The organism is Belnapia rosea (assembly GCF_900101615.1).
Taxonomy (GTDB): Bacteria; Pseudomonadota; Alphaproteobacteria; order Acetobacterales; family Acetobacteraceae; genus Belnapia; species Belnapia rosea.
The window spans coordinates 218,256-241,249 of record NZ_FMZX01000002.1; the positions used below are offsets into that span (position 1 = coordinate 218,256).

A 22,994-nucleotide genomic window follows, 5' to 3' on the forward strand; every position below is an offset into this window, starting at 1 on the left:
CTGTGGAGAAAGTGCGCCAGGTGGCCTGTAAGCCGGGTTCTGTCCATCTCCGGAAAACCGGGGATAGGACGACCATTCCTCTGGGACGCGCCTCGCGGCGCGCCTCGCGCGGCCAACCCGGGTGACGGGGCGGGAATGCCCTTGCGCCACATGGGCCGAAACCCACGCTCGCCGGTCACCCCTATTCGGCCTTGCTCCCGATGGGGTTTGCCCTGCCGCCCCCGTTGCCGGGGGCGCGGTGCGCTCTTACCGCACCGTTTCACCCTTGCCGGACGACCTTGCGATGGTCCGGCGGTCTGTTCTCTGTGGCACTTTCCCTGGGGTTTGACCCCCGCCGGTCGTTAACCGGCATCGTATTCCCGTGGAGCCCGGACTTTCCTCCAGCGACACCTTGCGGTGCCACCAGCGGCCGTCCGGCCACCTGGCGCGGCGGCGTCATGCGCCGCCCCTCGGCACCGCGTCAAGGACGGTCTGGCCGAATCGCCGGAATCCGTGCCGCCACCGCCGCCAGCCGGGCCAGGCACTCGGCATCGGCCAGCCCATCCACGCGCGCCGGCCGCCAGCGTCGCTGGAAGGCGGTGAGGAGCAGCGGCAGCGGCAGATCCATCCGGTAGCCGATCGCGGCGAGCAGGGTGGCCGCCTGCGCATCCGCCGGCGCCGGTGGCACCGCCTCGGGCCAGAACCCCACGCCATTGGCCGCGAGCCCCTCCCAGTCGAAGAGCTCGCCCGGATCCTGCTTGCGGTCCGGGGCGACGTCGCTGTGACCGACAATGTTCCATGGCGCGATCGGGTGGCGCGCGATGATCTCGAGGCAGAGGTCGCAGACCGCTGCCATCTGCAGGGCAGGGAAGGGGCGATAGCCCCATTCATGACCCGGATTGACGATCTCGATGCCGATGCTGCGGTCGTTCAGCCCGATGCAGCCGCGCCAGTGGGAAATGCCGGCATGCCAGGCTCGACGATCCTCCGGCACCAGCCGGAACACCGTGCCATCCTCCTCGACCAAGTAATGTGAGGAGACCCGCGCCTCTGCCTCCCGCAGCCGTGCCAACGCCGCCGCGCCGCTCTGCATGCCGGTATAATGCAGCACCAGCATATCGATGGGCAGGCCGGGCGGCCGCGCATCCTGGTTCGGGCTCGGCGCGTCAAAAATCCTCAGAGCTTCCGCTCCCGCTTCACGCGGTCCCAGGCGGCGTTGATCTCGGCGACCTTCTCCGTCGCACGCTTGACGAACTCCGCCGGCACGCCGCGGGAGGCGAGGCTGTCCGGATGGTTCTCACGCATCAGCCGGCGCCAGGCCTGGCGCACCGCGTCATCCGGCGCGTCGCGTGGCACGCCGAGGATGGTGTAGGGGTCCGGCCCGCTCGGCGCCGCGGCAGCGCCGCCGGCCCGGGAGCTCTGCCCATCCCGCGCCCGCTCCCAGGCCGTCGAATCGAGGCCGAAGCCACGCTGCACGCCCTGCAGGAAGGCGAGCTCCGCCTTGGTCAGCGGCCCATCGGAGCGGGCTATCTGGAACAGCGCGCCCAGCACGTCCTCCAGCATGCCCTTGTTGTCGGCGAAGCTTTCACCGAGCTTCTCGGCGAAGGGCTCCGGCGGGTCCGCGCTGTCACGCGCCTGGTCGAACAGCGCCGCCACCTCGCGCAGATTCTCGGGTGGGATGCGGAACATCCGCTTGAAGGCGTCGATCTCCTCGCGCTTCACCGGCCCGTCGCATTTGGCGAGCTTGGCGGCAAGCACCACGACCGTGATGGCGAAGAGCTGCTCCCGGCTGCCCAGCAGCGCCGCGGCATCGGCCGCCTGGCGCACGGCGGAACGGCCGAAAAGCGCCCCGAAGGGATTGCCAGGTGCCCGACCGCCCTGATCCGCCGCATGGCCGAGCGCCGCCCCGACCACGGCACCGAGCGGCCCGCCGGTCATGAAGCCCGTCACTCCGCCGATGATCTTGCCCCAGAGGGTCAAGCGCCATACCCCATTTGCTCGCGCCCCGATCCAGTGCTGAGCCTTACCACGCCGGAGGCCGACGGGGAGAGGCCCCGCTCCGCCGCGAAGATGGGATGGCGTCGGCCGGAGGGAAAGCCTGCCGCCGTCGCCCGGCCAGGCTGCATCCTGCTCGCAACGGTGGCGAGCCAGACCCGCACAGATGCCGCGCGGAGTTTTTCATGCGGAGAGACAGAAAAAGCGGATTCAATATTGTCCGCTCCGAGTCGGAGACTATGGTCGCCGTGCAGATCATGACAGGCAATGCTCGCGATGTTGAGAGCTTCATGATCTGTTGGGGCAAAGGCTGTATCCGCTCCGGCGCCTCCAGCCGCTCCCCCTTCCGTGGCGCTGCCAATGCGTGGGAGATGTGGCGCCTTCTACAGCGTCGTGGCCGCCCGCGAGGCTTGGTCGTAGAAGCCCGACAGCGTCCGCAGCAGCCCCGCTGCCTCCCGGAGTGACGCGGCCGGCGGCCCGCTATCCCGCACCGCCCCGGCCAGCAGCCTCTCCCGCACCTCGGCGTAGCGGGCGCAGAAGGCGGCGCCGGCCGCGGTGGCCGTCACCAGCTTCTCCTTGCCCGCCCGGCTCGTCACGACGAGGCCGGCGCCCTCCAGCTTGCGGATGGCGTAGGTGGCGATATGCGCATCCTCGATGGCGAGCGCGAGCAGGATCTCCGCCTGCCGCTTCGGCCGGCCGCGATGATGCACCGTATGGAGGATCAGCACCTCGGTGGGCGAGAGGCCGGGCGCCCCCGCCGCCGCGGCGCAGAGCACCATCCAGCGCTGGAAGGCATGCCCGGCCAGGATCAGCCCGTATTCCACCTCCGACAGGCCCGGCGAGGCGCCGGCGGCGAGATGGGCGGAGGAGACGACGGGACGAGGCTCGACCATGTCGTAACATTGACAATTTATCGGTAAATCGTCAATGAGGCGGCGGCGGCCTTGCGCGTCGGGCGAGGGGGCGCCATCACGGCGATGGTGGAGGCGAGCGATGGACGCGGGCTGGCAATTCTGGATCGATCGCGGCGGCACCTTCACCGATATCGTCGCCCGCGACCCCGCCGGGCGGCTTTCCACGGCGAAGCTGCTCTCCGAGAATCCCGGCCGCTACCGCGATGCCGCCGTCGCCGGCATCCGCCAGGTGCTCGGCATCGCCCCCGGCGCGCCGATCCCGCCCGGCACGATCGATGCCGTGAAGATGGGCACGACCGTCGCCACCAATGCGCTGCTCGAACGCAAGGGCGAGCGCGTGCTGCTGCTGGTCAATCCCGGCTTCGCCGACATGCTGCGCATCGGCAACCAGGCCCGCCCGCGCCTCTTCGACCTCGACGCGAAGCTGCCCGACCTGCTGCATGAGCGCGTTGCCGAGATCGGCGGCCGCGTCGCCGTCTCCGGCGAGGAGCTGGAGCCGCTGGATGAAGCCGCCGCCCGCGCCGCGCTGCAAGCAGCCTGGGAGAGCGGCATCCGCGCCGTCGCCGTGGTGCTGATGCATGCCTGGGCGCACCCGGCGCATGAGCTCCGCCTCGGCGAGATCGCCCGCGAGATCGGCTTCCCGCAGGTCTCGCTCAGCCACCAGGCGAGCCCGCTCCCTCGCATCGTGCCGCGCGGCGACACCACCGTGGTCGATGCCTATCTATCGCCGATCCTCCGCCGCTATGTGGAGCAGGTCTCGGGCGAGCTGCCGGGCGTGCGCCTCTACTTCATGCAGTCCAATGGCGGGCTCGCCGAGGCGGGCCATTTCCAGGGGAAGGACGCCATCCTCTCCGGCCCGGCCGGCGGGATCGTCGGCGCCGCCCGCACCGCCGGCATGGCCGGCTTCGACCGGATCATCGGCTTCGACATGGGCGGCACCTCCACCGATGTCGCCCTCTATGCCGGCGAGTTCGAGCGTGCCTTCGAGACGCTGGTCGCCGGCGTGCGCATGCGCGCGCCCATGATGGCGATCAACACGGTCGCCGCCGGCGGCGGCTCCATCCTTGCCTTCGACGGCGCCCGCTACCGCGTCGGGCCGGAGAGCGCTGGCGCCGTACCCGGCCCCGCCTGCTACCGCCGTGGCGGGCCGCTGACCGTGACCGACGCCAATGTCATGGTCGGCAAGATCCAGCCGCAGCATTTTCCGCCGATCTTCGGCCCGAACGCCGACCAGCCGCTCGATGCCGATGTGGTGCGGGAGAAATTCACCGCCCTCGCCGCCGAGATCGCCGCCGCCACCGGCGAGGCGCCGGAGCCGCGCGCCGTGGCGGAAGGCTTCCTCCGCGTCGCCGTCGCAAACATGGCCAACGCCATCAAGCAGGTCTCCATCCAGAAGGGCCATGACGTCACCCGCCACGCGCTGCAATGCTTCGGCGGCGCCGGTGGCCAGCATGCCTGCCTGGTCGCCGACGAGCTCGGCATGGAGACGGTCTTCATCCACCCCTTCGCCGGCGTGCTCTCCGCCTATGGCATGGGCCTCGCCGACCAGACGGTGATCCGCGAGGCCGCCGTCGAGGCGCCGCTCTCGCCCGCGAGCATGGCGAGCCTTGCCGGAACCCTCGACACCCTGGCCACCGAAGGGCGCGCGGAGCTGCTGCGCCAGGGCGCCGAGGCCGGCCGCATCGCCGCCGCACGCCGCCTGCATCTGCGCTATGCCGGCACCGACAGCTTCCTCCCCGTGGCTTTCGGCCCGCATGACGAGGTGGTCGCCGCCTTCACCACCGCCCATCGCGGCCGCTTCGGTTTCGCCACGCCCGAGCGCCCTATCGTCGTCGAAGCCTGCATCGCCGAGGTCACCGCCGCCGGCGAATCGGTCGAGGAGGCGACGCTGCCGCCCCGCCCCGCCGGCGCGGCCCCCGCGACCCTCGATACCGTCCCGCTCTTCGCCGCCGGCACCGAGCATGCCGCACCCGTCTATGATCGTGAGGCCCTGCTGGCCGGCGACCGGCTGCCCGGCCCCGCCCTGATCCGCGAGGCCAATGCCACCACCGTGGTCGAGCCGGGCTGGACCGCCGAGGTGACGCCGCTCAACCACCTTGTCCTCCGCCGCACCACGCCGCGCGAGGCGACGCGCACCGAGGTCACCGGCCGGCCTGACCCGGTGATGCTCGAGCTGTTCAACAACCTCTTCATGTCGATCGCCGAGCAGACCGGCGCTGTCCTGCAGAACACCAGCCTCTCGGTGAACATCAAGGAGCGGCTGGACTTCTCCTGCGCCATCTTCGACGCGGAGGGCGGTCTCGTCGCCAATGCCCCCCATGTCCCCGTCCATCTCGGCGCCATGGGCGAGAGCGTCCGCACCGTCATCCGCCAGCGCGGCACGACCTTGCGGCCGGGCGACGTGGTGGCGCTGAACAACCCCTATAACGGCGGCACCCACCTGCCGGACGTCACGGTCATCACCCCGGTCTTCGACGATGCCGGCAAGGATATCCTCTTCTTCCTCGGCAGCCGTGGCCATCATGCCGATATCGGCGGCCTCACCCCCGGCTCCACGCCGCCCCTCTCCCGCACGCTGGAGGAGGAGGGCGTCGTCATCGACGATTTCCTGCTGGTCGAGCAGGGCCGCTTCCGCGAGGCGGAGTTTCGCACCCTGCTGGCCTCGGCGAAATACCCGGCCCGCAGCCCGGATGTGAACGTCGCCGACATCAAGGCGCAGATTGCTGCCAACGAGAAGGGCGTGCAGGAACTCCAGCGTGCCGTGCGCGAGCAGGGGCTGGACATCGTCCGCGCCTATATGCGCCACGTCATGGACAATGCGGAGGAGAGCGTCCGCCGCGTCCTGGCGCGGCTCCAGGATGGGGAATTCCGCACCACGACGGATGACGGCACCCCACTCGTTGTCGCCGTCCGCGTTGACCGCGCGAACCGGCGCGCCACCATCGACTTCACCGGCACCGGCCCGCAGCGCCCGTCCAACTTCAACGCCCCGGCCGCGGTCTGCCGCGCCGTGGTGCTCTACTGCTTCCGCGCCCTGGTGGGCGAGGAGATCCCGCTGAACGATGGCTGCCTGAAGCCGCTCGAGATCATCGTGCCCTCCGGCACCTTTCTCAGCCCGTTGCCGGGTGCCGCCGTCGTCGCCGGCAATACCGAGGTCAGCCAGATGACCTGCAACGCCCTGCTGGCGGCGCTCAAGGCCTGCGCCTCGGCCCAGGCCACCATGAACAACGTGATATTCGGCGACGACACCTATCAGTATTATGAAACGGTCTGCGGCGGCGTCGGTGCCGGCCCGGGATTCGACGGCTGGGGGCCGGTGCAGACCCATATGACCAATACCCGCATGACGGACCCCGAGATCCTGGAACTGCGCTACCCCGTCCGGCTCGAGGAATTCTCGATCCGCCGCGGCTCCGGCGGCGCCGGGGCCTGGCGTGGAGGCGATGGGGCGCGGCGGCGAATCCGCTTCCTTCGCCCGATGCAGGCCATCGTCGTCGCCTCCCGCCGTAACGTCGCGCCGCACGGGCTGATGGGCGGCGAGGACGGGCTGCCGGGCCGCCAATGGGTCGAGCGCGCCGACGGCCGCATCGAGCCCATCCCCGGCAACAGCGGCAGCGCCGAGCTCGCCGTGGGTGACGCGCTGGTCGTCGAGACGCCGGGCGGCGGCGGATGGGGCACCAGGGAAGGGAAGGCGGCTTGAGGCCACCGCCCCCGCCCTGCTGATGCGCCGGCTCGCGGCCATCCTGCTGCCGCTGCTGGCGCTGCTGGGGGCCGCGCTCTGGGTCGGTCCGCGGCTGCTCGACTGGGAGCCCTACCGGGCGCAGCTGGCGGATATCGCCAGCACGCAGCTCGGCCGCCCGGTGACGCTGGGCGGCCGCATCACCCTGACGCTGCTGCCGCAGCCAAGGGTGGAGGCGGCCGCCGTCGCCATCGGCCCGAGCGGTGACGGGCTGACCATCACCGCCCGCGCCATGCGCCTCCGCCTCGATCTCGGCGGCCTGCTCGCCGGGCGGCTGGAGCCGCGCGAGATCGCCCTGGTCGGCGGCGAGATCACCGTGCCCTGGCCGCCCACGGCCCTGCCCAGCCTCCGCCCGCCACCCTGGCTCTCCGCCCTCGATGCGCGGCTGGAGGATTGCCGCCTCCGCCTCGGCGGGCTGCAATTCGAGGCGCTGAACGCCAGGCTGCAGACCGGCGCCGTCACCGAGGCGCTGAGCGCGGAGGGGACACTGGCCTGGCGCGGCTATGCCATCCGCTTCGCCGGCCAGCTCGGCCGTGCCGGCTTCGACGGCGTCGCCCCGCTCGACCTGTCGCTCGCGCTCGCCGGCTCCACCCTGTCGGCCCGCGGCGTGCTGGCGCCGGAAGGCTTCGAGGGACGGATGGAGGCCGCCGGCCCCGACCTTGCCCTCCTGCTGCCAGCCCCGCCCGGCGCCTTCCGCGCCACCGGCCGCCTCACCGCGGCGGCCGATCTCTTCGCCGCCGATGACCTCGCCCTCGACCTCGCCGGCCAGCCGGCCCGCGGCGCCGCGACCCTTCGCCTCGCTCCGGCGCCGCGGCTCGACGTGGCGCTGGCGGCGGGGCGGCTCGACCTCGATGCCTGGTTCGCGGCGCTGCGGCAGACCCGCGGCGCGGCGCGGCCGCTGGCGGTGCCGGTCAGCATCGACCTCTCGGCCGAGGCCACCGGCTTCGGCGGCGTGCCGCTGCGCCGGCTGCGCGGCGCCTTCTTCCTCGAGGGCGACCGGCTGACCCTGTCCGACGTCTCCGCCCTGCTGCCCGGCGAGATGGAGCTCGAGATGGCCGGCGCCACCGCCGGGCCGCGGATGGAACTCGCCCTCCGCTTCTCCGGCCAGTCCTTGCGGGAGACGCTGTCGGCACTCGGCCTGCCGCTCACCGGCACCGACCCGGCACGGCTGCATGCCGCGGATGGCCGCTTCCGCCTGGCGCTGGAGAATGGGCAGGCGACCATCTCCGACCTCGCGGCGACGCTCGACGGCACCCGCCTCTCCGGCGCCGGCTCGGTGCGCTTCGGCGGCGCCCGCCCGGCGATCGGCCTCGGCCTCACGCTGGACCAGCTCGATCTCGACGGGCTGCTGCCCGATCCGGCGACGCTCGGCGCCGGCCTCGCCGGTTTCGACATCAATCTCCGTCTCGCCGCCGAGCGCCTGGCATGGCAGCGGATGGTGGCCGAGCGGGCGACGCTCGACGCAACGGTCGAGGCCGGCCGCGTCTCGCTGCGGCGCCTCGCGCTGCGGCTCGGCGAGGTGGATCTCGCGGCCTCCGGCTCCGCCCAGCTCACCCCCGCCCTGCGGGTGCCCGATCTCTCGCTCGAAGTGAGTGGGCCGAATGGCAACGCGCTGATGCCGCTGCTGCCCGCCGGTTGGGCGCCGCTGCTGGCCCAGCCGGTGGCGCTGCGCCTCTCGGGTGGCGGGCCGCCGGAGGCGGTGGCGCTGCGGGTCGAGGGCGATCTCGGCGGTCTCCGGGTGGAGGCCTCGGGCACGGCGGATGGCCGCGCCGGACGCGGCAGCGGCACGGTGACGCTCCGCCATCCTGGCGCGCCACGGCTGTTCGCGCCGCTGCTCGGGCCCGAGATCGGGGAGTGGCTGGGGGAGGGTTCCTTCTCGCTGATCGCCAGCCTCAACGGTCAGCTTGCCAACCCGCCGAGCCTTGCTGCCGACCGCCTCGACCTCGTCGCCGGCACGCTCCGGCTGCGCAGCCAACTCGGCCTCGCCCTTGGCGGCCCGCGCCCGCGCCTCACCGGCCGCATCCAGGCCGAGCGCCTGCCGCTGCCGACGCCGGCGCTGCGTGCCACCGCGCCGCTCGGCCTCGACCGGCTGGCGGCACTCGATGCCGATCTGTCGGTGGAGGCGGGGCAGGTGGAGCCGCTTGGCTGGCCCCAACTCGGCAGCTTCTCCACGGCGCTGAAGCTCGAGGCCGGCACGCTGCGGCTGGAGGGCGTGCAGGCCCGGCTGGCGGGCGGCCTGCTGCGGGGCGGCCTTACCATCGAAGGTACGGCAAGCCCGCCCCGCCTGGCGCTTGAGGCGAAGCTCGAGCATGCGACGATCGGCGAGCCGCTCTTCGGCCTGCCGCTCGATCTCGGGGCTGGCCGGGTGGATGGGCAGGCGAGCCTGCAGGCCACCGGCCACAGCCTGGCCGCACTGACGGCGACGCTGGGCGGCCAGGCCTCGGTGACCATCCAGGATGGGCTGCTGGCTGGTGTCGATCTCGGCGCCCTGCAGGCGACCGCCGCCTTGTCCTCGCCCGAGGCCGGGCTGCGCGCCGACCTCGCAGGCGGGGCGACGGCCTTCGAACGGCTGGAGGCGGCGGCAACCGTGACGGATGGCCGCATCGCCCTGGTCCGCACCAGCATCGCCACCGAAGGCGGCGGGGCAGCCAGCGCGAGCGGCGAGATTGACCTGGCGCGCGGCACGCTCGACCTGCGGCTGGCCAGCCGTCCGCTGGCCGAGGCGCCGGAGATCGGCCTCCGGCTCACCGGCCCGCTTGCCGAGCCGCGCCGCCTGCCGGATCTGGCGCCCTTCCTGCTCTGGCGTGCAACTCGCTGAGTAGCTTGACGATTTAGGTAAATGATCCTATTGATTACGCCTCCGAGACGGAGGCCCGTCATGTGTTCCTCCCTTCTGCCACCCGCCCGTTCCTCCCTGGCGTCACCCCTCCATCGTCATTTGTCCGAAAGCTGCAAGTTCCGCCACAGTGGCGCCCGACACATCCGGACCGGCAGGACATCCCATGGTTTCTCGTGACGGCGCCCTGGCGCGCGCGGCGCAATTCTTCGACGAGGGCGGCTTCAAGGCGCTGCTGTCCCGGCTGGTGACCTTCCCCTCCACCTCGCAGGAGCCGGGAGCCGAGGCGGCGCTCGCCACCTATCTGGAGGAGGGCATCCGCCCCTGGCTGGAGGGGATGGGCTTCGACATCGCCATTCACGGCAATCCGCTGCCCGGATTCGGCCCCATCCTGACCGCCATGCGGATCGAGGACCCGGCGCGGCCGACCATCCTGCTCTACGGGTATAGGTATAGCGATTGTAGACAGTGAAAGTGGCTGATCGGTTCGGCCACTGTGGCAATCCTACTGGTCGAAATCTAACGCTTGGTGCCCGGCGTGTGGTCCAGCATCTCGCCGGGACAGGCCACGCGGTCCAACTACGTGCGGAATCGTACAGTGCGTGCGCCCAGGCAGTCCGGCCGCATTGGCGCGCGGTTGCGTAATGGTAAATCGTGGCGTGCGTACCCATATGTAATCCATCGCTCGCCGCGATCCTTCGGCGCGGGCGGCCGAGAGATGCCAGCGCTCCCGCCGACACCCCGTCGCAGGAGCCCTCCATGGCCCTCCCCGCCACACTCATGTCCCGTAACCGCTTGCTCGCAGCCCTGCCGTCTGACCTTCTAGCCGAGTTGTGGCCGCAGCTTGCATCCGTCGAACTCTCCCTCCGCCAAGTCCTGCACAAGCCGGGCGAGCCCATCGAGGCCGTCTACTTCCCCGAGACCGGCTGGGTCTCCATGCTGGCCTATATGGAGGATGGCGACGCTGCCGAGGTCGGGCTAGTCGGCCGGGAGGGCTTCGTCGGGCTGCCGGTTCTGCTCGGGGCCGACCACGACGACATCGAAGCCATGGTGCAAGCCCCCGGCACCGCCCTGCGGATGGACGCGCGGACGTTCCGCCAGGAACTGCAACGCCTTCCCGCCCTGCACAACCTCTTGCTCCGCTATGCCCTGATCCATCATGGGCAAGTGGTGCGGACCGCGGCCTGCAACGGGCGGCACCACATCGACCAGCGCCTCGCGCGCTGGCTGCTGATGGCGCACGACCGGGCCGAGGGCGACGAGTTCCCGATGACCCACGAGTTCATGTCGATGATGCTCGGGGTGCGCCGTGCCGGGGTCACTGTCTCAGCGGGTACTCTACAGAAGGCAGGCCACATCCAATACGGACGGGGGCAGATCACGATTACCGATCGGCCCGGCCTGGAGAGCGTCGCCTGCGAGTGCTACGGCGTGGTCCGCCACTCCCACGACAGCCTGTTCGGGTTGGGAGAGGGGTCGAGGGACGTTTATCGCCCCTGAACCTGTCCCATCGGGGCGGATCGTTAGCTCGGGTACCAAGCGTCAGGCTGCATCCACTCGTGGATAGCGCCTGACGAAAGTGTCCCGGCCGAGATTCCCATGGTCCGGCCCAGATGCGAATCTGGGCGATGCGCACAGGCATCGTCGTTGAGGTGGGCGCCGTCCAGGGCTTACCAAGGTGGGTGCGGTATAGCCCGCCGTTTCACCACCAGTGTCCTCCCGGACCAGCCGCGGCCAAATCAGCATCTCCCGCCCCGTGAATGCCGGTGCCGCCACCCGGTCGTGATACGGAAGCAATCTCCGTCAGCACAGGTCCGAAGCGGCGACCAGAGCAGAAGTGCCCGACACTAAATACTGCATGACCATTCCCTCATCCCACCCGCACGTCGTGCGGCTTCCCATCTCCCGCGGAGTGCTGGGTGACGCCCGGTTCGAGCGCACCTTCCAGGCCGTCCGCTATGCTGCCCACCGTTTCTCCGGGCACGATTGCTACATTGAGGCCATCTACGAGGATCATCAGCGTGTCGGCTACCGGTTCGGCTTCCGCGCTGGCATCAACGTTCTGCGGCTTGCCCTCTACCACGAGGCCGTCGTGCAAGGTCGTCCGTTCCCCCTCAAGGGCTGGGCTGCCCGATGAGACTGTGGGAGTTGCTGCTCGACACCATGGCGACCATCAAGCCGAAGCCCCCGATGACGCCCGCACAGTCGAGGCGCGAGGCCGGCAAGCGGGCCAAAATAAACCAGCGCATCCGCGATACCCAAGCGGGATGTGCGAAGAAAGTGGCTGACCTTCGGTCCAAAATGTGACGAGGGCGCCGAGATTGACGGCCGCGGAACTCGTCGATACCGAGGCCATGCAGTCCGCCGTCATCGCTGCCCTCCAGGCCGCGAATGAAGAGAATCGAGCAATGCGCCTCGCTCAATGCCAGCAGGCTCGCGGGGCTCGGCGTGGTAGGAGTAACGGCGGATGGCCTTGGCGTTGTAGATCGGCTGGCTGCTGGGCTTGTCGTCGATCGTCGATGAGAAGCTGGTGGGCAGGGATGACGCGCTGGATCGCTGAGGGCCCTGCGCCGGTCAGCATGATCTCATTGCGGCTTGAGCGATCACCGGGCGGCATCCGCGAGACTGTCGCCCGCGCTCGCAAGGCTTGTCGCGGACTTCGGGACCGCATGGCTCGGCAGCGCACCTCCTGGCGTAATATGGCGATGGCTGGGCTGACCGGTGGCGACGGGTTGCTACTGCTGCTGGTGCGACATCCAAGCATCGGCCGCGGGGAAGTCGCTGAGGTGTTCCGGAAGCTTTGGCCTGACGTAACTCTCTACAACCTCGGCGAGGCTTCACCAGACTGGGCGATGCCGCTCCGCGATGTAATTGAAATCACTCAAATCCGTCGCTGCATCGAGCCATTGCGGGTCGTCGTCCTCGCCCAACAGCATCCTGTCGCTGCCGGCCTAAACATCTCCCCGCGGCCTCCTTTGCATAGACAAATTGGCCCGATGCCCTGCCTCTTTTAGAGCCTGCTGACGTTCAGCCTGACGCGATGACGGCCGCCGCGAGATGGATGCGGCCGGGGTGTTGCAAAAGGCCGGGCTGATCCGCTACGCTCGGGGCCAGATGGAGGTCACCGACCGGCCCAGTCTCGAAGCGGCGAGTTGCGAGTGCTACCACGTCGTGCGGCGCGAGTTCACCCACCTGCTCGGCGGGTCCGGCGCTGCGGTGCGTCCCGACTAGGCGGCTAATCCCTTTCCCCGGCTGGCCGTCCGAAACCGGACGGACGGCCGTGCCGCGGCAGTTTTGGATGCTCGGTGCTTCCCGAGTGTGGTGCCCCCCCCCACCACCGGCCCGACCCGGCGAAGCCTGAGCAAGAAGGGCAGAGTTCATGGACGACGGAAGTTCATTCGGGATTTTGGCCAAGCTCACCGGCAAGCGAGTCCTCGTCGTCGAGGACGAAGCATTGGTTTCTATGCTGATCGAGGATCAGCTTCTTGACGCAGGCGCGAGCGTTGTTGGCCCTGTGGGCTCCGTGGACGACGCGCTGCGGCTGATCGAGCAGACAACCTTCGACGGTGGGCTGAACGCCGCCGTGCTAGACATCAACCTCAATGGGATGCCGGTCTCACCAGTGGCCGACCGGTTGGCCGCCCTCGGCGTGCCGTTCCTATTCGCCACTGGCTACGGCGAGGATGGCGAGCGGGGCGTGTACGCGGCGGCTCCAGTCTTAGAAAAGCCGTTCGACCCCGATGCACTGGTCGCCGCGGTGAAGAAGTTGACCGCTGGGAGGTGACGGCCTGCACCTTCGACCTGCGGCGGGGCCGTGGCGCAGACCAGCGAGGGCGATCCGCCTGTTAACGTTCAGCGTGATGCGATGACCGCAGCCGTGAGATGGACGGTGGCGCAGTAGGTGGTGTCGGTCCTGTCGTAGGAGGTGGCGACGGCCCTGATCTCCTTCAGTGTGGCGAAGGTGTTCTCGATCAGGTGGCGCCAGCGGTACCTGTCGCGGTCGGGTCGATGGCCATCTTGCGGCTGGTCTACATTACCAGCTTGTCGCTGATCTACATTACCAGTCTGTCCAATGCCTTTTGCCTTCTTATTTCCTTTAGGCACAGTAAGGAATTGCGGGGGCCGGGGGAGCCCACGCTTGGTTACGCGCTGTGATGATCCGGAGTATCATTCCCGCTGGCGCGTCGAGTGCAACCCCGCCTGCGTGATCTCGTGGGCGGCGTCTAGTACCGCGCCGCCACCGGTTGGCCGCGGCTAAGCCGCGCTTCTGAAAGCGGTGTCGGCAAGGAACTCGTCTGAGTAGAACCAATCCCCCTCCACCGTCATCAGCTTCAAGCAGTACTTTGCCCAGCCGTCCGCGTCGTAGAGGGGCACTAGCTTGTGCGTCCCGCGCTGCGCCCACCGTGCCCAGAACTGGCTGCGGTCATCAGGCAACATTGCCTCGAACTCCGCCTTCCGGTCCGCGGCCATGCGCAACACCATGTGGAGGTGGGTGTTCGTCGCCACATGCTCCGGCACGGCGACAAATGCGGTGCGGCGCTCGCGCGGCAAGGCGCAGAAGCGCCGCCCAAACAGCGCCCGGTCGAGGTGGGCGTGGAAGGCCCGAAGGTCTCGCCGCACCCGGTCGAGAGTGGCAGTGTCATTATACGCCAGCGTCAATGCATGCGTCGGGCGAAGAGTCTGGATTTGTTCGAGGTGCGCGGAGCGTAACTTAGACCTTGACAAAATAGGTTGAGTTATGGGTTCTATATTCACAATACACGGTACGTTAAAGACAGGCAGAAGTACCTGTTGGCCTCTATTTATATCAAGTCACCGCCGATATTGTAAATGATGCGAAGCTCTTCTTCCTGGCCGCCTCAACGATGATCTCGGCGTTCCGAGCAAGGAGGGCGCGCACGGAGGCGGCGGTCCATGCTCCACCCCGAGGGGTCCGAATGCCTCGCTCGGCCATGTAGGAGGCGATCTGGCGCAGGCTGAGGCCATTCAGGCGCATCTCGGCGGCTACCGGCCCCACGTCTCGGGCGAAGGCGTCGGCGGCTTTCTTGAGCGCTGCTCGGCCAAGTGCAGGGTCAACCTTTGGCCCGCCGCGCCAGCCGCCGAGGCGAATGCCCCGAACCTCGCGCGCAGCACGGAGCGCACGCTTCGTAGCGGTGGAGATGCGCTCGCGCTCCTCTTGAGCCAGGATCGCCATCAGCCGAACGGTCAGTCGGTTAGCCGCGGGCATGTCGCAGGCCACGAACTCGACGCCGCTCTGCTCCAGGCCGAGCAGGAAGTGGGCATCGCGGGAGAGGCGACAGAGGCGGGCCACAACGAGAATGGAGCCGGTCATGCGAGCCATCGCCAACGCCGCGGCTAGCTGCGGACGATCGGCACGCTTGCCCGATTCCACCTCGACGAACTCCTGCTCAAGCTTCGCGCCGGTCGCGGCGATGTATTCGGCCACCGATTGGCGCTGCCCCTCGATGCCAAGTCCGGCAGCAGTCTGACCACGGCCGCCGCTGACCCGGAGATAGCTGATCATCCTGACGTTCATGACAGTTGGCTCCTAGACGACGACCGTTGTCCAGAAATATACGCTTCCATAGCGATCAGTTCAATATGATAAGGTATCAAACTTCTGTGGTGAGAGTACCGGTGGCAAGACCGTCTGGAGGTGTGAAACTCAATCCGCTTCTCGATAAAATCTGGCTAATCCTTCCAGGCAAAGGTGAGCCGGAAGCCGAGTTGGGGGACGAAAGTGGACTGCCTGAAGGATTTCCCGGCCGGCGTTGCATCTGACCTGATTGGCGCATGCATTCAGGCCCAGGTCGCAGTCGATGCAGCCCGCCTCCAAGCTGAAGCGACGCTGCGGGCTGGCGACATGACGTTGGTGGCCGGGATGGCGGCTGTGGGAGCGGCCCTTGTGGGAGCAGGCATCGGGTTCGTCGCAGCTAGGCGGCAAATTCAGACAACACGCGAGGTCCATCGTGAGGTGTTGCTGCATACACAGCAGCTTCAGTTGGAAGCCCTCCGAGTATCCGACCAGCAGCAAAAGGTTCAACCTTTCAAATCCAGCTTTTCGTTAGCCACTGTCCATCGCCGAACTGCATCAGTGCCAAGGCCGCGGCGAAGGTGGCGGCGTGAACGCGACCATAGCTCGTCTCGTGGAGGAAGCGCGTTGCGCGCCTCCATGTCAGGGCGACCATCAGGTCCACGAACCTCCCTTGGTCATCTCACTCGGCCGGCATCTGACGGCTGCGTTGAGGCATGCGCTTCCCGCACGGGCGGTTGCCGACGAAGTTGCGCTAATGACCTGCGCTCCGCGTTGCCGGCCTAATGGCGGCCCCGGGTGCCGCCAGCACGGAAGAGATGATCCACTGGCGCCTGCTCTCCTTGCAACCACGGGCCAAGCATGGTCGTAAGCGTTCGGCAGTAGGTTGGGTTAAGGACATCGACGACGGTCTTAACAAGGCTTGGTAGAGCCTCCCGTCAAACGTGATTTGAAAGTGCTGGAGATGGCGGGGGCTGCGGCGTATGTCGCAGCCCCTTCTGCATGGAGCGTCCTCGATGACCATCGCCGACATCCCCCTCAATGCTCTCTCGCCGACGCAGTTCGATGAGATCGGCAGCGCCATCCTCCAGCGGGTGATGGAGCGGATGGAGGAGATGGACCTCGGCGAGGAGCCGCCGTTCACCTACAGGCTCTCCAGTCTGCGGGCGTTCGCGGCCACGATGCTGGAGGATGCCGTCGAGCATCCGGCGATGATGAAGGTGCTGTTCGATGCCGCGACCAGTGCGCTGCTGCCGCCCGAGGAAGCGGATGAGAGGACACTGCTCCAAGAGCAGATCGGCCGGCGGATCGGTTCTGACGCAATCGACGCCGGCTATTTCATGGATGTGGTGTGCGACGTGCTAACCGAGGAACTGGTGTTCAACGAGTGCTGGCCGCTGCACCCGAGCCACAGCCGCCGCGAAAGCTAGGCCGTCGCCCCTCTCGCGGCACTTCCGTCAGGGGAGTTCATCGGCATCGGCATCGCCGTGGTGGTGCTCATCAGCCATGGCGATCGCATCCCTCTCCATGGCCTCCGGTAAGGCATCCCGGCTCTGCCCACCGGCCTCCACCGCAATGCCCCCGGTCGGCGTGCCGGTGATCCGGTAGGGGATTTTGATCAGCAGGCTGCGCAGCCGCTCCCGGGCCTCCACATCGCCGCGGCTAGCCGGCCCGACGAGCGACCGCAGGAATTCGAAGGTGTCTTTCAGCGACGAGTTGCCCGCGGTCGCGGCCTCGATCTCCAACTCCAGTTCGTTGGCCCGTTTCTGCATCGCCTCCAGCCGGTCGGTGGCCTCATCGAGCAGGAACGCGGTGGACGGTCGGATGCTCGGTGCGAGGTCGCGCAGCGTCTCTTTCTGCCGCTCGATCTCGACTTGCAGCGCCGCGAGATCGCCCACGAGCCTGCCCTCATCGGTGATCGTCTTGGGCACCAGCCCGGTCAGTTCAATGATGGAGTAGAGGATCGGGACCTCGAAATGGTTGAGGTCATAGCGCTGGCCATCGGTGCAGGTCCGGCTTTCGAGGTAGCGGGCGCACACCAAGTTGCGCGGCTTCACGCCCTGCTTCGGACGGCCTCCGGTTTCGCACCGCATGGCAGCCCCGCAGGTGCGGCAGAAGGCATGCCGGCTGAATAGCATCGGCACATCCACGCCCTTACGGCCGATGAGCATGGTGCGACCATCGAGCACATTCTTGGCGGCGAGCCAGAGGCCGGCGTCGATCGCCTGCGGGTACGCCTTCACCTCGGGGCCGACATAGACACGCTTCCCATCCTGCCACTGCATGGGGCGGTAGAAGCCGAGCGTCTTACGATCGCGGAGGATGGCGCCAACCCGAGCCGCGCGCCATTCACCCTCGACGCGGCTAGTCCAGGGCATGGTCGGCACTCCCTCGCGGTTGAACGTCGCCGCGATCTGCTTCACTGGATCACCCGCGGCGCACATCTCAAAGATGCACCGGAGGGTGGCGCTGTGCTCTGGATGAAGGTCATGCCAGAGGCCATCCGCCCCGATCTTGTCGCGCTTGATCAGCCATCCCGGCGAGCGACCATTCAACTCGGGAATCGCCGCAGATTGGTCCTCTGCCACTGCGACGATCCGGCTCCGCCGCTTCTTATGGGCACCGCGGGCGAACTCGGCCAGCCGCTCAGCATACAGCTTGGCGGCGTTAATTTCCGCGATCAGCTTGTGGTTTTCGCTACCGTTGATTGAGGCTTCACACCAGATGGTGCGGTCGCCTGTGACGATGACCAGACCCATTTTGATCATCTCAGACAGGATCGGCATCACGTCGATGATGCCCTCCCGAAAAAGCCGATCCATCGCTTCGATGATCAGGACGGTGCGGGTGTGAAGAAAATCGCCGCGCCTTGATGCTTCCAGCAGGACCGCGAGGTTGCCCCGTTTTCGGTGATGGCCTTTCGATGCGGAAAGAGCACGATCCTCCAGGGTGCGATCCAGCTTTAACTGGAAGTAGTCAACCAGATCGTCGCGGACCTCCACTTGGCGGTCGATGGTGCTGCCGCCTCGCTTCGGGTCTTGCCCCGACGAACTGAACCGCAGGTAGCTGATCGACACGCTCCCGAGCAGGTCGTCGCGGGTAAGCCGGCGACGGGGGCCGTCGTTGAATGCGGAGTGGTAGTTCATGGCCCCGGTCCGTTGTTCGGGATTTCGCATACCGCCGAACGCGGCGAGATGTCGAGTCAATTGGTTAGCACATGCTTCAGAGAAAGATGGTGCAGGCTCACGGCTGGACGGCCACCGGCAACGGGGCGATGCTCGGCGTGATGACAGGAGGTCCACATGGGCACACGCGATGGAGCGCTCGCACGGGCCGCAGACATGTTCGATGCTGGACAGTTCCGAGATCGCTTGGCCGACCTCGTTGCAATCCCATCAACCTCCCAGGAGGAGGGAAGGGAGGCTGACCTCCATCGCTACCTGACCGCGGGCATCCAGCCATGGTTGGAACGGCTGGGATTCGTAGTCGAGATACACCCCAATCCGGTCAATGGCTTCGGGCCAATCTTGACCGGGATGAGGATCGAAGCCCCTACACTCCAATCGATCATCCTATACGGCCATGGCGACACGGTCCGCGGCCTCGCGGACCAGTGGCGCGTGGGGCTCGAGCCCTGGTCGCTCACCGAGGAGGGCGATCGCTGGTACGGTCGCGGCGCCGCCGACAACAAGGGCCAGCACGCCCTCAACCTCGCGGCGCTGGAGGCGGTGATCGCCGAGCGTGGCGGCCGGCTCGGCTTCAACGTGAAGCTGGTGCTGGAGATGGCGGAGGAGCGCGGCAGCAAGGGCCTGCGGGAATTCATCGCCGCCCATGCTGGGGACCTCGCCGCGGATGCGCTCATCGCCTCGGACGGGCCGCGCGTCGATCCCGCCGTGCCGACCATCGCCACCGGCACGCGCGGCACCTACCACTTCGACCTCGTCGTGGCGCTGCGCGAGGGCGGTGTGCATTCCGGACACTGGGGCGGGCTGACCACCGATCCGGCGATCATCCTCGCCCACGCGCTCTCCACGATCATGGACCGCAACGGCAAGATCCTGGTGCGCGACTGGCTGCCGCGGAACGGCGTTCCGGCTGCGGTGCGCGGCGTGCTGGAGGGCTGCCCGGTCGGCGGCGGCGAGGGCGCGGCCACCATCGACGCCGACTGGGGCGAGCCCGGCCTTACCCCGGCCGAGAAGATCTATGGCTGGAACAGCCTGATCGTCCTCGCCATGGTGAGTGGCCGGCCGGAGAACCCGGTGAATGCGGTGGCCCCGGATGCCCGGGCACATTGCCAGATCCGCTATACCGTCGATTCGGATACCGCCGGCTTCGCCGATGCGCTGCGGCGGCACCTCGATGCCCATGGCCTCGCCCAGGTGCGGATCGAGAACGCCGGGATCCGCATGGCCGCGAGCCGCACCGCGCCCGACCATCCCTGGGTGCGCTGGGCGCAGGGGAGCATGGAGCGCTCGCTCGGCAAGGCGGTGCAGATCATCCCGAACAGCTCGGGCGGGCTGCCGGGGGATGTCTTCGTCGACCACCTCGGCGTGCCGCTGGTCTGGGTGCCGCACAGCTACAATGGCTGCAAGCAGCATGGGCCCGACGAGCACCTGCTGATCGCCCCGGCGCGCGAGGGGCTGCTGGCCTTCGCCGGATTATGGTGGGATCTGGGCGAAGATGGCACGCCTGGCCGCAATTGATACGTTTACTCACCATTCCCGCCGTCGCCTGTCATGCAGCGGTTACAGGCCGCCTCCTATTCTGCCTTCGCCACCTACGGCGCATTGGGAGAATGCCATGACCACCATTCGTTCGGCGCTGCTCGGAACCGTCCTGCTGGCCGGCGGCGCCCTGTCCGCCCTGGTCCAACCAGCCCTGGCCCAGCCCGCCCCACCGGCCGCGGGCGCGCCTCAGGCCACGAGCCCGGCCGGCCGGCCCGGCCCGCGCGGCCCGGCAGCGATGTTCAACCGCCTCGATGCCAATGGTGACGGGCGGGTCACGCAGGAGGAAGGCTGGAGCTTCGTTCAGGCCCGCTTTGCCGAGGCCGACCGCAACCGCGACGGCAGCTTGGTGCTGGAGGAGGCGCTGGCCCTGCGGATGATGCCGCCGGCCGCCGCACCTGCGAACGCCCCGTCGCCGCCCGCGCCCGAGGCCAACCCGATGCATGCGCGGATGGTGGCGATGATGTTCCGCGCCGTCGACGCCAACCGCGACGGCAAGGTGTCGCTCGATGAGATTCGCCCCATGGCCGAGGCTCGCTTCCGCGCCATCGACGCCAATGCCGACAATGGGGTGACGCTCGACGAGTTGCCGATGCGGTCGCATCGCGGCCCACACCATGGCGGCCCGAACCATGGTGGCCATCACCATGGTGGCCCGGCCGCGCCGCCGGCCCGCTGAACTGCCTGGCGCCGGCCGGCCCATGTTGCGCCGCAACGCAGCCGCGTGGGACGGTCGGTGATCGGCAATGGTGCGGGTGCGGCATGGGCTGGCGTGTGGGGATCGATTCCGGCGGGACCTTCACTGATCTCAGTCCCTTCGAGGAGGGAACCGGCCGGACCGAGGTGTGGAAGCTGCCCTCGCGCCGGACGATCCCTCATGCGCCACCGCCGAGGGTATGCGGGAAGCGATGGAGCGGCTGGGAGGCCGCGTCTCCGACATCGCCTATCTCGGCCATGGCACCACCGTCGCCACCAATGCGCTGATCCAGCATCGCGGTGGTTTGCCGTCCAGCAGGTGCCCATCCCGGCTCGGCAGATCCATCGCAGAGTCGACATCCGCTATGCCGGGCAAAACCACGAGCTGCCGGTTGCCCTGCCGCCCGGCCCCGCAAGCCTTGCCGCTTTGGCCGAGGGCTTCGCCGCAGCACATCGCCGGACCTATGGCTTCCCGATCGAGACTAGGCCGGTGCAGCTTGTGACTTACCGGTGGAGGCGGCCGGCACGGTGCCGAAGGCAGCGCTGCCGGCGCGGCCTCCTGCCGAATCCGATGCCGGCGCGACCCGCATCGGTACCCGCGAGGCCTGGTTACCTGGGGAAGGGGGCGCAATCGCCCTGCCGGCCTATGTCCGGCACGCCCTCGCGCCGGGCAACCGGATCGAGGGACCGGCCATTATCGAGCAGATGGACAGCGCGACCCTGGTGCTGCCGGGGATGACAGCCACGGTCGATGCCTTCGAGAATATCCTGCCTTAGGAGCGAGGCTGAGCCGCGCCTCACACCCTCGGCATGCCCCGGATCGGCCCGCGGCGGTCCTCGCCGCCAGGGGGCGAGGCCTCGGCCGCCAGTTCCAGCCAAGCTTCGAGCATCAGCCCGCCAATGACGAAGATACCCCAGAGCGGCAGGCTCAGCGCGACGGCAAGCAGGGCTGAGGGAGGCCAGGGCGCATCGGGCAGGCCGAAGAGCGCCAGCACGGGGGCCGGCGTGACCTGCAGCAGCACATGGACCGGGAAGGCGAGCAGCCGCACGAGGACGAGGGCCAACTCCTTCAGACAGAGGAGGCCGTCCGCATCGAGATCCCAACCCTCGCGTATGACGACATAGAATGCCGCCATGATCGCGCCAGTGTTGAGAAGCGCACAGCGCCAGTGCGCTGTCGTGTTGGTTACGGTTCCTGCCCTCATGCGACAAAGCATGACCGGCTGAATCAATGGCCGGCAAGAGGTCTTTTTGCCGTATGGCAGTTTCCATTGATCAACCACACGATAGCATCCCCGGTATCACCAAGAAATGCATTGGCGAAACGAAAGTGGCTTAGGTGAATGCTTGACCTGTGGAAGCTTTGGCAACAAAGCTCCGGCCGCAAGGCAACAGCGACCGCTACACGCTTCAGCGAAGCCAGAATATTCGCTGGCCGTGCCGCGTTGGCCGGCCTGAAAATCCACGGCGTGGCCAACCGCATCCCGCGGCCACCGCGCCCCTGTCCGGAGAGATCGACGTGCGCCCAGAAGATCAGGTTCAAGGCGCTGACCTCCCTGCGACCGATGGCTCCGCCGCCATGACGCCGAAGCTGCTGGACTTCCAGCCGGCCTTCGAGGCGGTGCTGCCGCCTGACTGGGTATTGATAGGCCGATGCCGTGCCGGAGAGGGTGGCGGCACAGGGGGCGGCGGCTGTTTTGTGCTGGCCCATGCCGAGATCGGCGTCGCCTTGGTAGATCTGCTGCCGATGCGGACACCGCAGGCGGAAGCGCAACTGCGGCGCCTGCTGAACGCGGTGGATTTCTCGGCCCTGTGCCGTGGCTACATACCGATCGTCCATTGCGAGATCGAGCCGGAGCACCTCGGTCAGTTGCGGGAACGGATCGAGGAAGCCTTTGCCTATGACTCGGTCCTCACCATCGCGGATCGTGGCCGCTGGGTCGGCGTATTGCGGCGAATGCTGCAGGCCGGGGTAACCTGGGAGGCCTTGGAAGGCCCCTTGTCCGGCCCCGCGGCCGAGCGGCCGGCCCATGGCTCAAGGCCCTGGATGGTGCGGCCGGTACTGCGACTGGCACGGGCGGGGCTGATGGGCTGCGGGTTGCTGGCCGTCTTCGGTCTCGGCTTCGCCACTGCGCTGCTGCTGCCGGCCGAGCCGGCCTCACCCCCTCCGGTCGCATCCGGCTTCGGCGTGGCGGCCGTTGCGGCGAGCCTGCCGCCCCAGGTTCCGCCGGAGCTGCCGGCCATCCCTGTCACCGTGCCGACGCCGGTCGAGGAGGCATCGCTGCCAGCCCCTGCGTCCCTGCTCGGGCCTCAGCAGGCGGAGGCAGCCGAGGCGCCACCAACGGCTGAAATCCGTAACCTCGCCATGGCAACGCCACCCAAGCGTTCCACCCGCCTCCCCCTGCCGATCGACCGGCGGTGCAGCGAGGCGGTTTTCCGCTTCCAGCAGGGCGCGAGCCTGACCGCGCAGGAAATGGCGCATGTGCGCCAGGGCTGCGTCTCGCTGCGTTAGAGTGTTTCCTTCCCGCATCGGCGTGTGGAAGCCGCCCCGGCTTGGCGTTTGTTCCGGGGAGACGCC

24 protein-coding genes and 1 other RNA gene are annotated in these 22,994 nt (G+C 68.3%); 14 read left to right on the forward strand and 11 right to left on the reverse strand.

Annotated features, from left to right (window positions below):
* Positions 1 to 12 precede the first annotated feature (12 nt).
* From rnpB to BLR02_RS07185, 4 genes are all read right to left on the reverse strand, one after another.
* An RNA gene (rnpB, locus tag BLR02_RS07170) (RNase P RNA component class A) lies at positions 13 to 425 on the reverse strand.
* A gap of 35 nt (positions 426 to 460) precedes the next feature.
* Positions 461 to 1,159 carry an N-acetylmuramoyl-L-alanine amidase gene (locus tag BLR02_RS07175; RefSeq protein ID WP_342670567.1) on the reverse strand — a complete coding sequence of 233 codons (699 nt, stop codon included), beginning with the start codon at positions 1,157 to 1,159 and terminating at the stop codon, positions 461 to 463.
* A complete protein-coding gene (locus BLR02_RS07180; RefSeq protein WP_090563015.1) occupies positions 1,156 to 1,959 on the reverse strand; it encodes a TerB family tellurite resistance protein in 804 nt (267 codons plus the stop codon). Before BLR02_RS07180 ends, BLR02_RS07175 begins: the two co-directional genes overlap by 4 nt.
* A 398-nt stretch (positions 1,960 to 2,357) precedes the next feature.
* Positions 2,358 to 2,867, reverse strand: coding sequence for a winged helix DNA-binding protein (locus tag BLR02_RS07185; protein WP_090563018.1), 510 nt, complete (start codon positions 2,865 to 2,867; stop codon positions 2,358 to 2,360).
* A 100-nt stretch (positions 2,868 to 2,967) separates the two neighbouring features.
* Between BLR02_RS07185 and BLR02_RS07190 the strand changes: the two genes are divergently transcribed.
* The 4 genes from BLR02_RS07190 to BLR02_RS07205 all read left to right on the forward strand — a co-directional run bounded on the left by BLR02_RS07190 (position 2,968) and on the right by BLR02_RS07205 (position 10,963).
* Positions 2,968 to 6,588, forward strand: coding sequence for a hydantoinase B/oxoprolinase family protein (locus BLR02_RS07190; protein ID WP_090661974.1), 3,621 nt, complete (start codon positions 2,968 to 2,970; stop codon positions 6,586 to 6,588).
* 22 nt (positions 6,589 to 6,610) lie between these two features.
* Positions 6,611 to 9,445, forward strand: coding sequence for an AsmA family protein (locus tag BLR02_RS07195; protein WP_090661977.1), 2,835 nt, complete (start codon positions 6,611 to 6,613; stop codon positions 9,443 to 9,445).
* Between the two features lie 184 nt (positions 9,446 to 9,629).
* Entirely contained in the window at positions 9,630 to 9,935 is a 306-nt protein-coding gene (locus BLR02_RS07200) for a hypothetical protein (RefSeq protein ID WP_090661980.1), read from the forward strand.
* 287 nt (positions 9,936 to 10,222) lie between these two features.
* On the forward strand, positions 10,223 to 10,963 hold the full coding sequence (locus BLR02_RS07205) for a Crp/Fnr family transcriptional regulator (RefSeq protein WP_090661983.1): 741 nt from the start codon (positions 10,223 to 10,225) through the stop codon (positions 10,961 to 10,963).
* Positions 10,964 to 11,333: 370 nt separating this feature from the next.
* On the opposite strand, the gene BLR02_RS30035 is transcribed toward BLR02_RS07205, so the two are convergent.
* Positions 11,334 to 11,561: a hypothetical protein gene (locus tag BLR02_RS30035; protein ID WP_143018056.1), complete on the reverse strand. Its 228-nt coding sequence runs from the start codon at positions 11,559 to 11,561 to the stop codon at positions 11,334 to 11,336.
* 50 nt (positions 11,562 to 11,611) lie between these two features.
* Here BLR02_RS30035 and BLR02_RS29325 point away from each other — a divergent pair, with 50 nt between their 5' ends.
* From BLR02_RS29325 to BLR02_RS07215, 4 genes are all read left to right on the forward strand, one after another.
* Positions 11,612 to 11,770 carry a hypothetical protein gene (locus BLR02_RS29325; RefSeq protein WP_176849417.1) on the forward strand — a complete coding sequence of 53 codons (159 nt, stop codon included), beginning with the start codon at positions 11,612 to 11,614 and terminating at the stop codon, positions 11,768 to 11,770.
* 233 nt (positions 11,771 to 12,003) lie between these two features.
* Positions 12,004 to 12,477 (forward strand): hypothetical protein, encoded by a 474-nt coding sequence (locus tag BLR02_RS28475; RefSeq protein WP_143018057.1) that lies wholly within the window; start codon positions 12,004 to 12,006, stop codon positions 12,475 to 12,477.
* 58 nt (positions 12,478 to 12,535) lie between these two features.
* Entirely contained in the window at positions 12,536 to 12,694 is a 159-nt protein-coding gene (locus BLR02_RS29330) for a hypothetical protein (protein ID WP_176849418.1), read from the forward strand.
* Positions 12,695 to 12,842: 148 nt separating this feature from the next.
* Positions 12,843 to 13,247 (forward strand): response regulator, encoded by a 405-nt coding sequence (locus BLR02_RS07215; protein ID WP_218127884.1) that lies wholly within the window; start codon positions 12,843 to 12,845, stop codon positions 13,245 to 13,247.
* A 470-nt stretch (positions 13,248 to 13,717) separates the two neighbouring features.
* On the opposite strand, the gene BLR02_RS07225 is transcribed toward BLR02_RS07215, so the two are convergent.
* From BLR02_RS07225 to BLR02_RS29335, 3 genes are all read right to left on the reverse strand, one after another.
* Positions 13,718 to 14,083, reverse strand: coding sequence for a hypothetical protein (locus tag BLR02_RS07225; protein WP_218127885.1), 366 nt, complete (start codon positions 14,081 to 14,083; stop codon positions 13,718 to 13,720).
* A 187-nt stretch (positions 14,084 to 14,270) separates the two neighbouring features.
* Entirely contained in the window at positions 14,271 to 14,999 is a 729-nt protein-coding gene (locus BLR02_RS07230) for a recombinase family protein (RefSeq protein ID WP_090661995.1), read from the reverse strand.
* Between the two features lie 511 nt (positions 15,000 to 15,510).
* Positions 15,511 to 15,660, reverse strand: a complete 150-nt coding sequence (locus BLR02_RS29335) for a hypothetical protein (protein WP_176849419.1) — start codon at positions 15,658 to 15,660, stop codon at positions 15,511 to 15,513.
* Positions 15,661 to 16,012: 352 nt separating this feature from the next.
* Here BLR02_RS29335 and BLR02_RS07235 point away from each other — a divergent pair, with 352 nt between their 5' ends.
* On the forward strand, positions 16,013 to 16,426 hold the full coding sequence (locus tag BLR02_RS07235; RefSeq protein WP_090661998.1) for a hypothetical protein: 414 nt from the start codon (positions 16,013 to 16,015) through the stop codon (positions 16,424 to 16,426).
* Positions 16,427 to 16,453: 27 nt separating this feature from the next.
* On the opposite strand, the gene BLR02_RS07240 is transcribed toward BLR02_RS07235, so the two are convergent.
* The gene (locus BLR02_RS07240; RefSeq protein ID WP_176849420.1) at positions 16,454 to 18,142 is read right to left on the reverse strand and encodes a recombinase family protein; all 1,689 of its coding nucleotides are present in this window, start codon (positions 18,140 to 18,142) and stop codon (positions 16,454 to 16,456) included.
* A 156-nt stretch (positions 18,143 to 18,298) separates the two neighbouring features.
* Here BLR02_RS07240 and BLR02_RS07245 point away from each other — a divergent pair, with 156 nt between their 5' ends.
* From BLR02_RS07245 to BLR02_RS07255, 4 genes are all read left to right on the forward strand, one after another.
* Positions 18,299 to 19,699 carry a M20 family metallopeptidase gene (locus BLR02_RS07245; RefSeq protein WP_090662002.1) on the forward strand — a complete coding sequence of 467 codons (1,401 nt, stop codon included), beginning with the start codon at positions 18,299 to 18,301 and terminating at the stop codon, positions 19,697 to 19,699.
* A gap of 97 nt (positions 19,700 to 19,796) precedes the next feature.
* Positions 19,797 to 20,399 (forward strand): EF-hand domain-containing protein, encoded by a 603-nt coding sequence (locus BLR02_RS07250; protein WP_143018059.1) that lies wholly within the window; start codon positions 19,797 to 19,799, stop codon positions 20,397 to 20,399.
* A 229-nt stretch (positions 20,400 to 20,628) separates the two neighbouring features.
* Positions 20,629 to 20,919 carry a hypothetical protein gene (locus BLR02_RS31060; RefSeq protein ID WP_408735510.1) on the forward strand — a complete coding sequence of 97 codons (291 nt, stop codon included), beginning with the start codon at positions 20,629 to 20,631 and terminating at the stop codon, positions 20,917 to 20,919.
* Between the two features lie 25 nt (positions 20,920 to 20,944).
* Positions 20,945 to 21,193, forward strand: coding sequence for a hypothetical protein (locus BLR02_RS07255; RefSeq protein ID WP_143018062.1), 249 nt, complete (start codon positions 20,945 to 20,947; stop codon positions 21,191 to 21,193).
* A 20-nt stretch (positions 21,194 to 21,213) separates the two neighbouring features.
* On the opposite strand, the gene BLR02_RS07260 is transcribed toward BLR02_RS07255, so the two are convergent.
* Positions 21,214 to 21,552: a hypothetical protein gene (locus BLR02_RS07260; RefSeq protein ID WP_090662013.1), complete on the reverse strand. Its 339-nt coding sequence runs from the start codon at positions 21,550 to 21,552 to the stop codon at positions 21,214 to 21,216.
* Positions 21,553 to 21,644: 92 nt separating this feature from the next.
* Complete coding sequence (locus BLR02_RS28490) at positions 21,645 to 21,959, reverse strand: hypothetical protein (protein ID WP_143018063.1); 315 nt, start codon at positions 21,957 to 21,959, stop codon at positions 21,645 to 21,647.
* A 36-nt stretch (positions 21,960 to 21,995) separates the two neighbouring features.
* On the opposite strand from BLR02_RS28490, the gene BLR02_RS07265 reads away from it, so the two are divergent.
* Entirely contained in the window at positions 21,996 to 22,928 is a 933-nt protein-coding gene (locus tag BLR02_RS07265) for a hypothetical protein (RefSeq protein WP_090563043.1), read from the forward strand.
* The last annotated feature ends 66 nt before the right edge of the window (positions 22,929 to 22,994 follow it).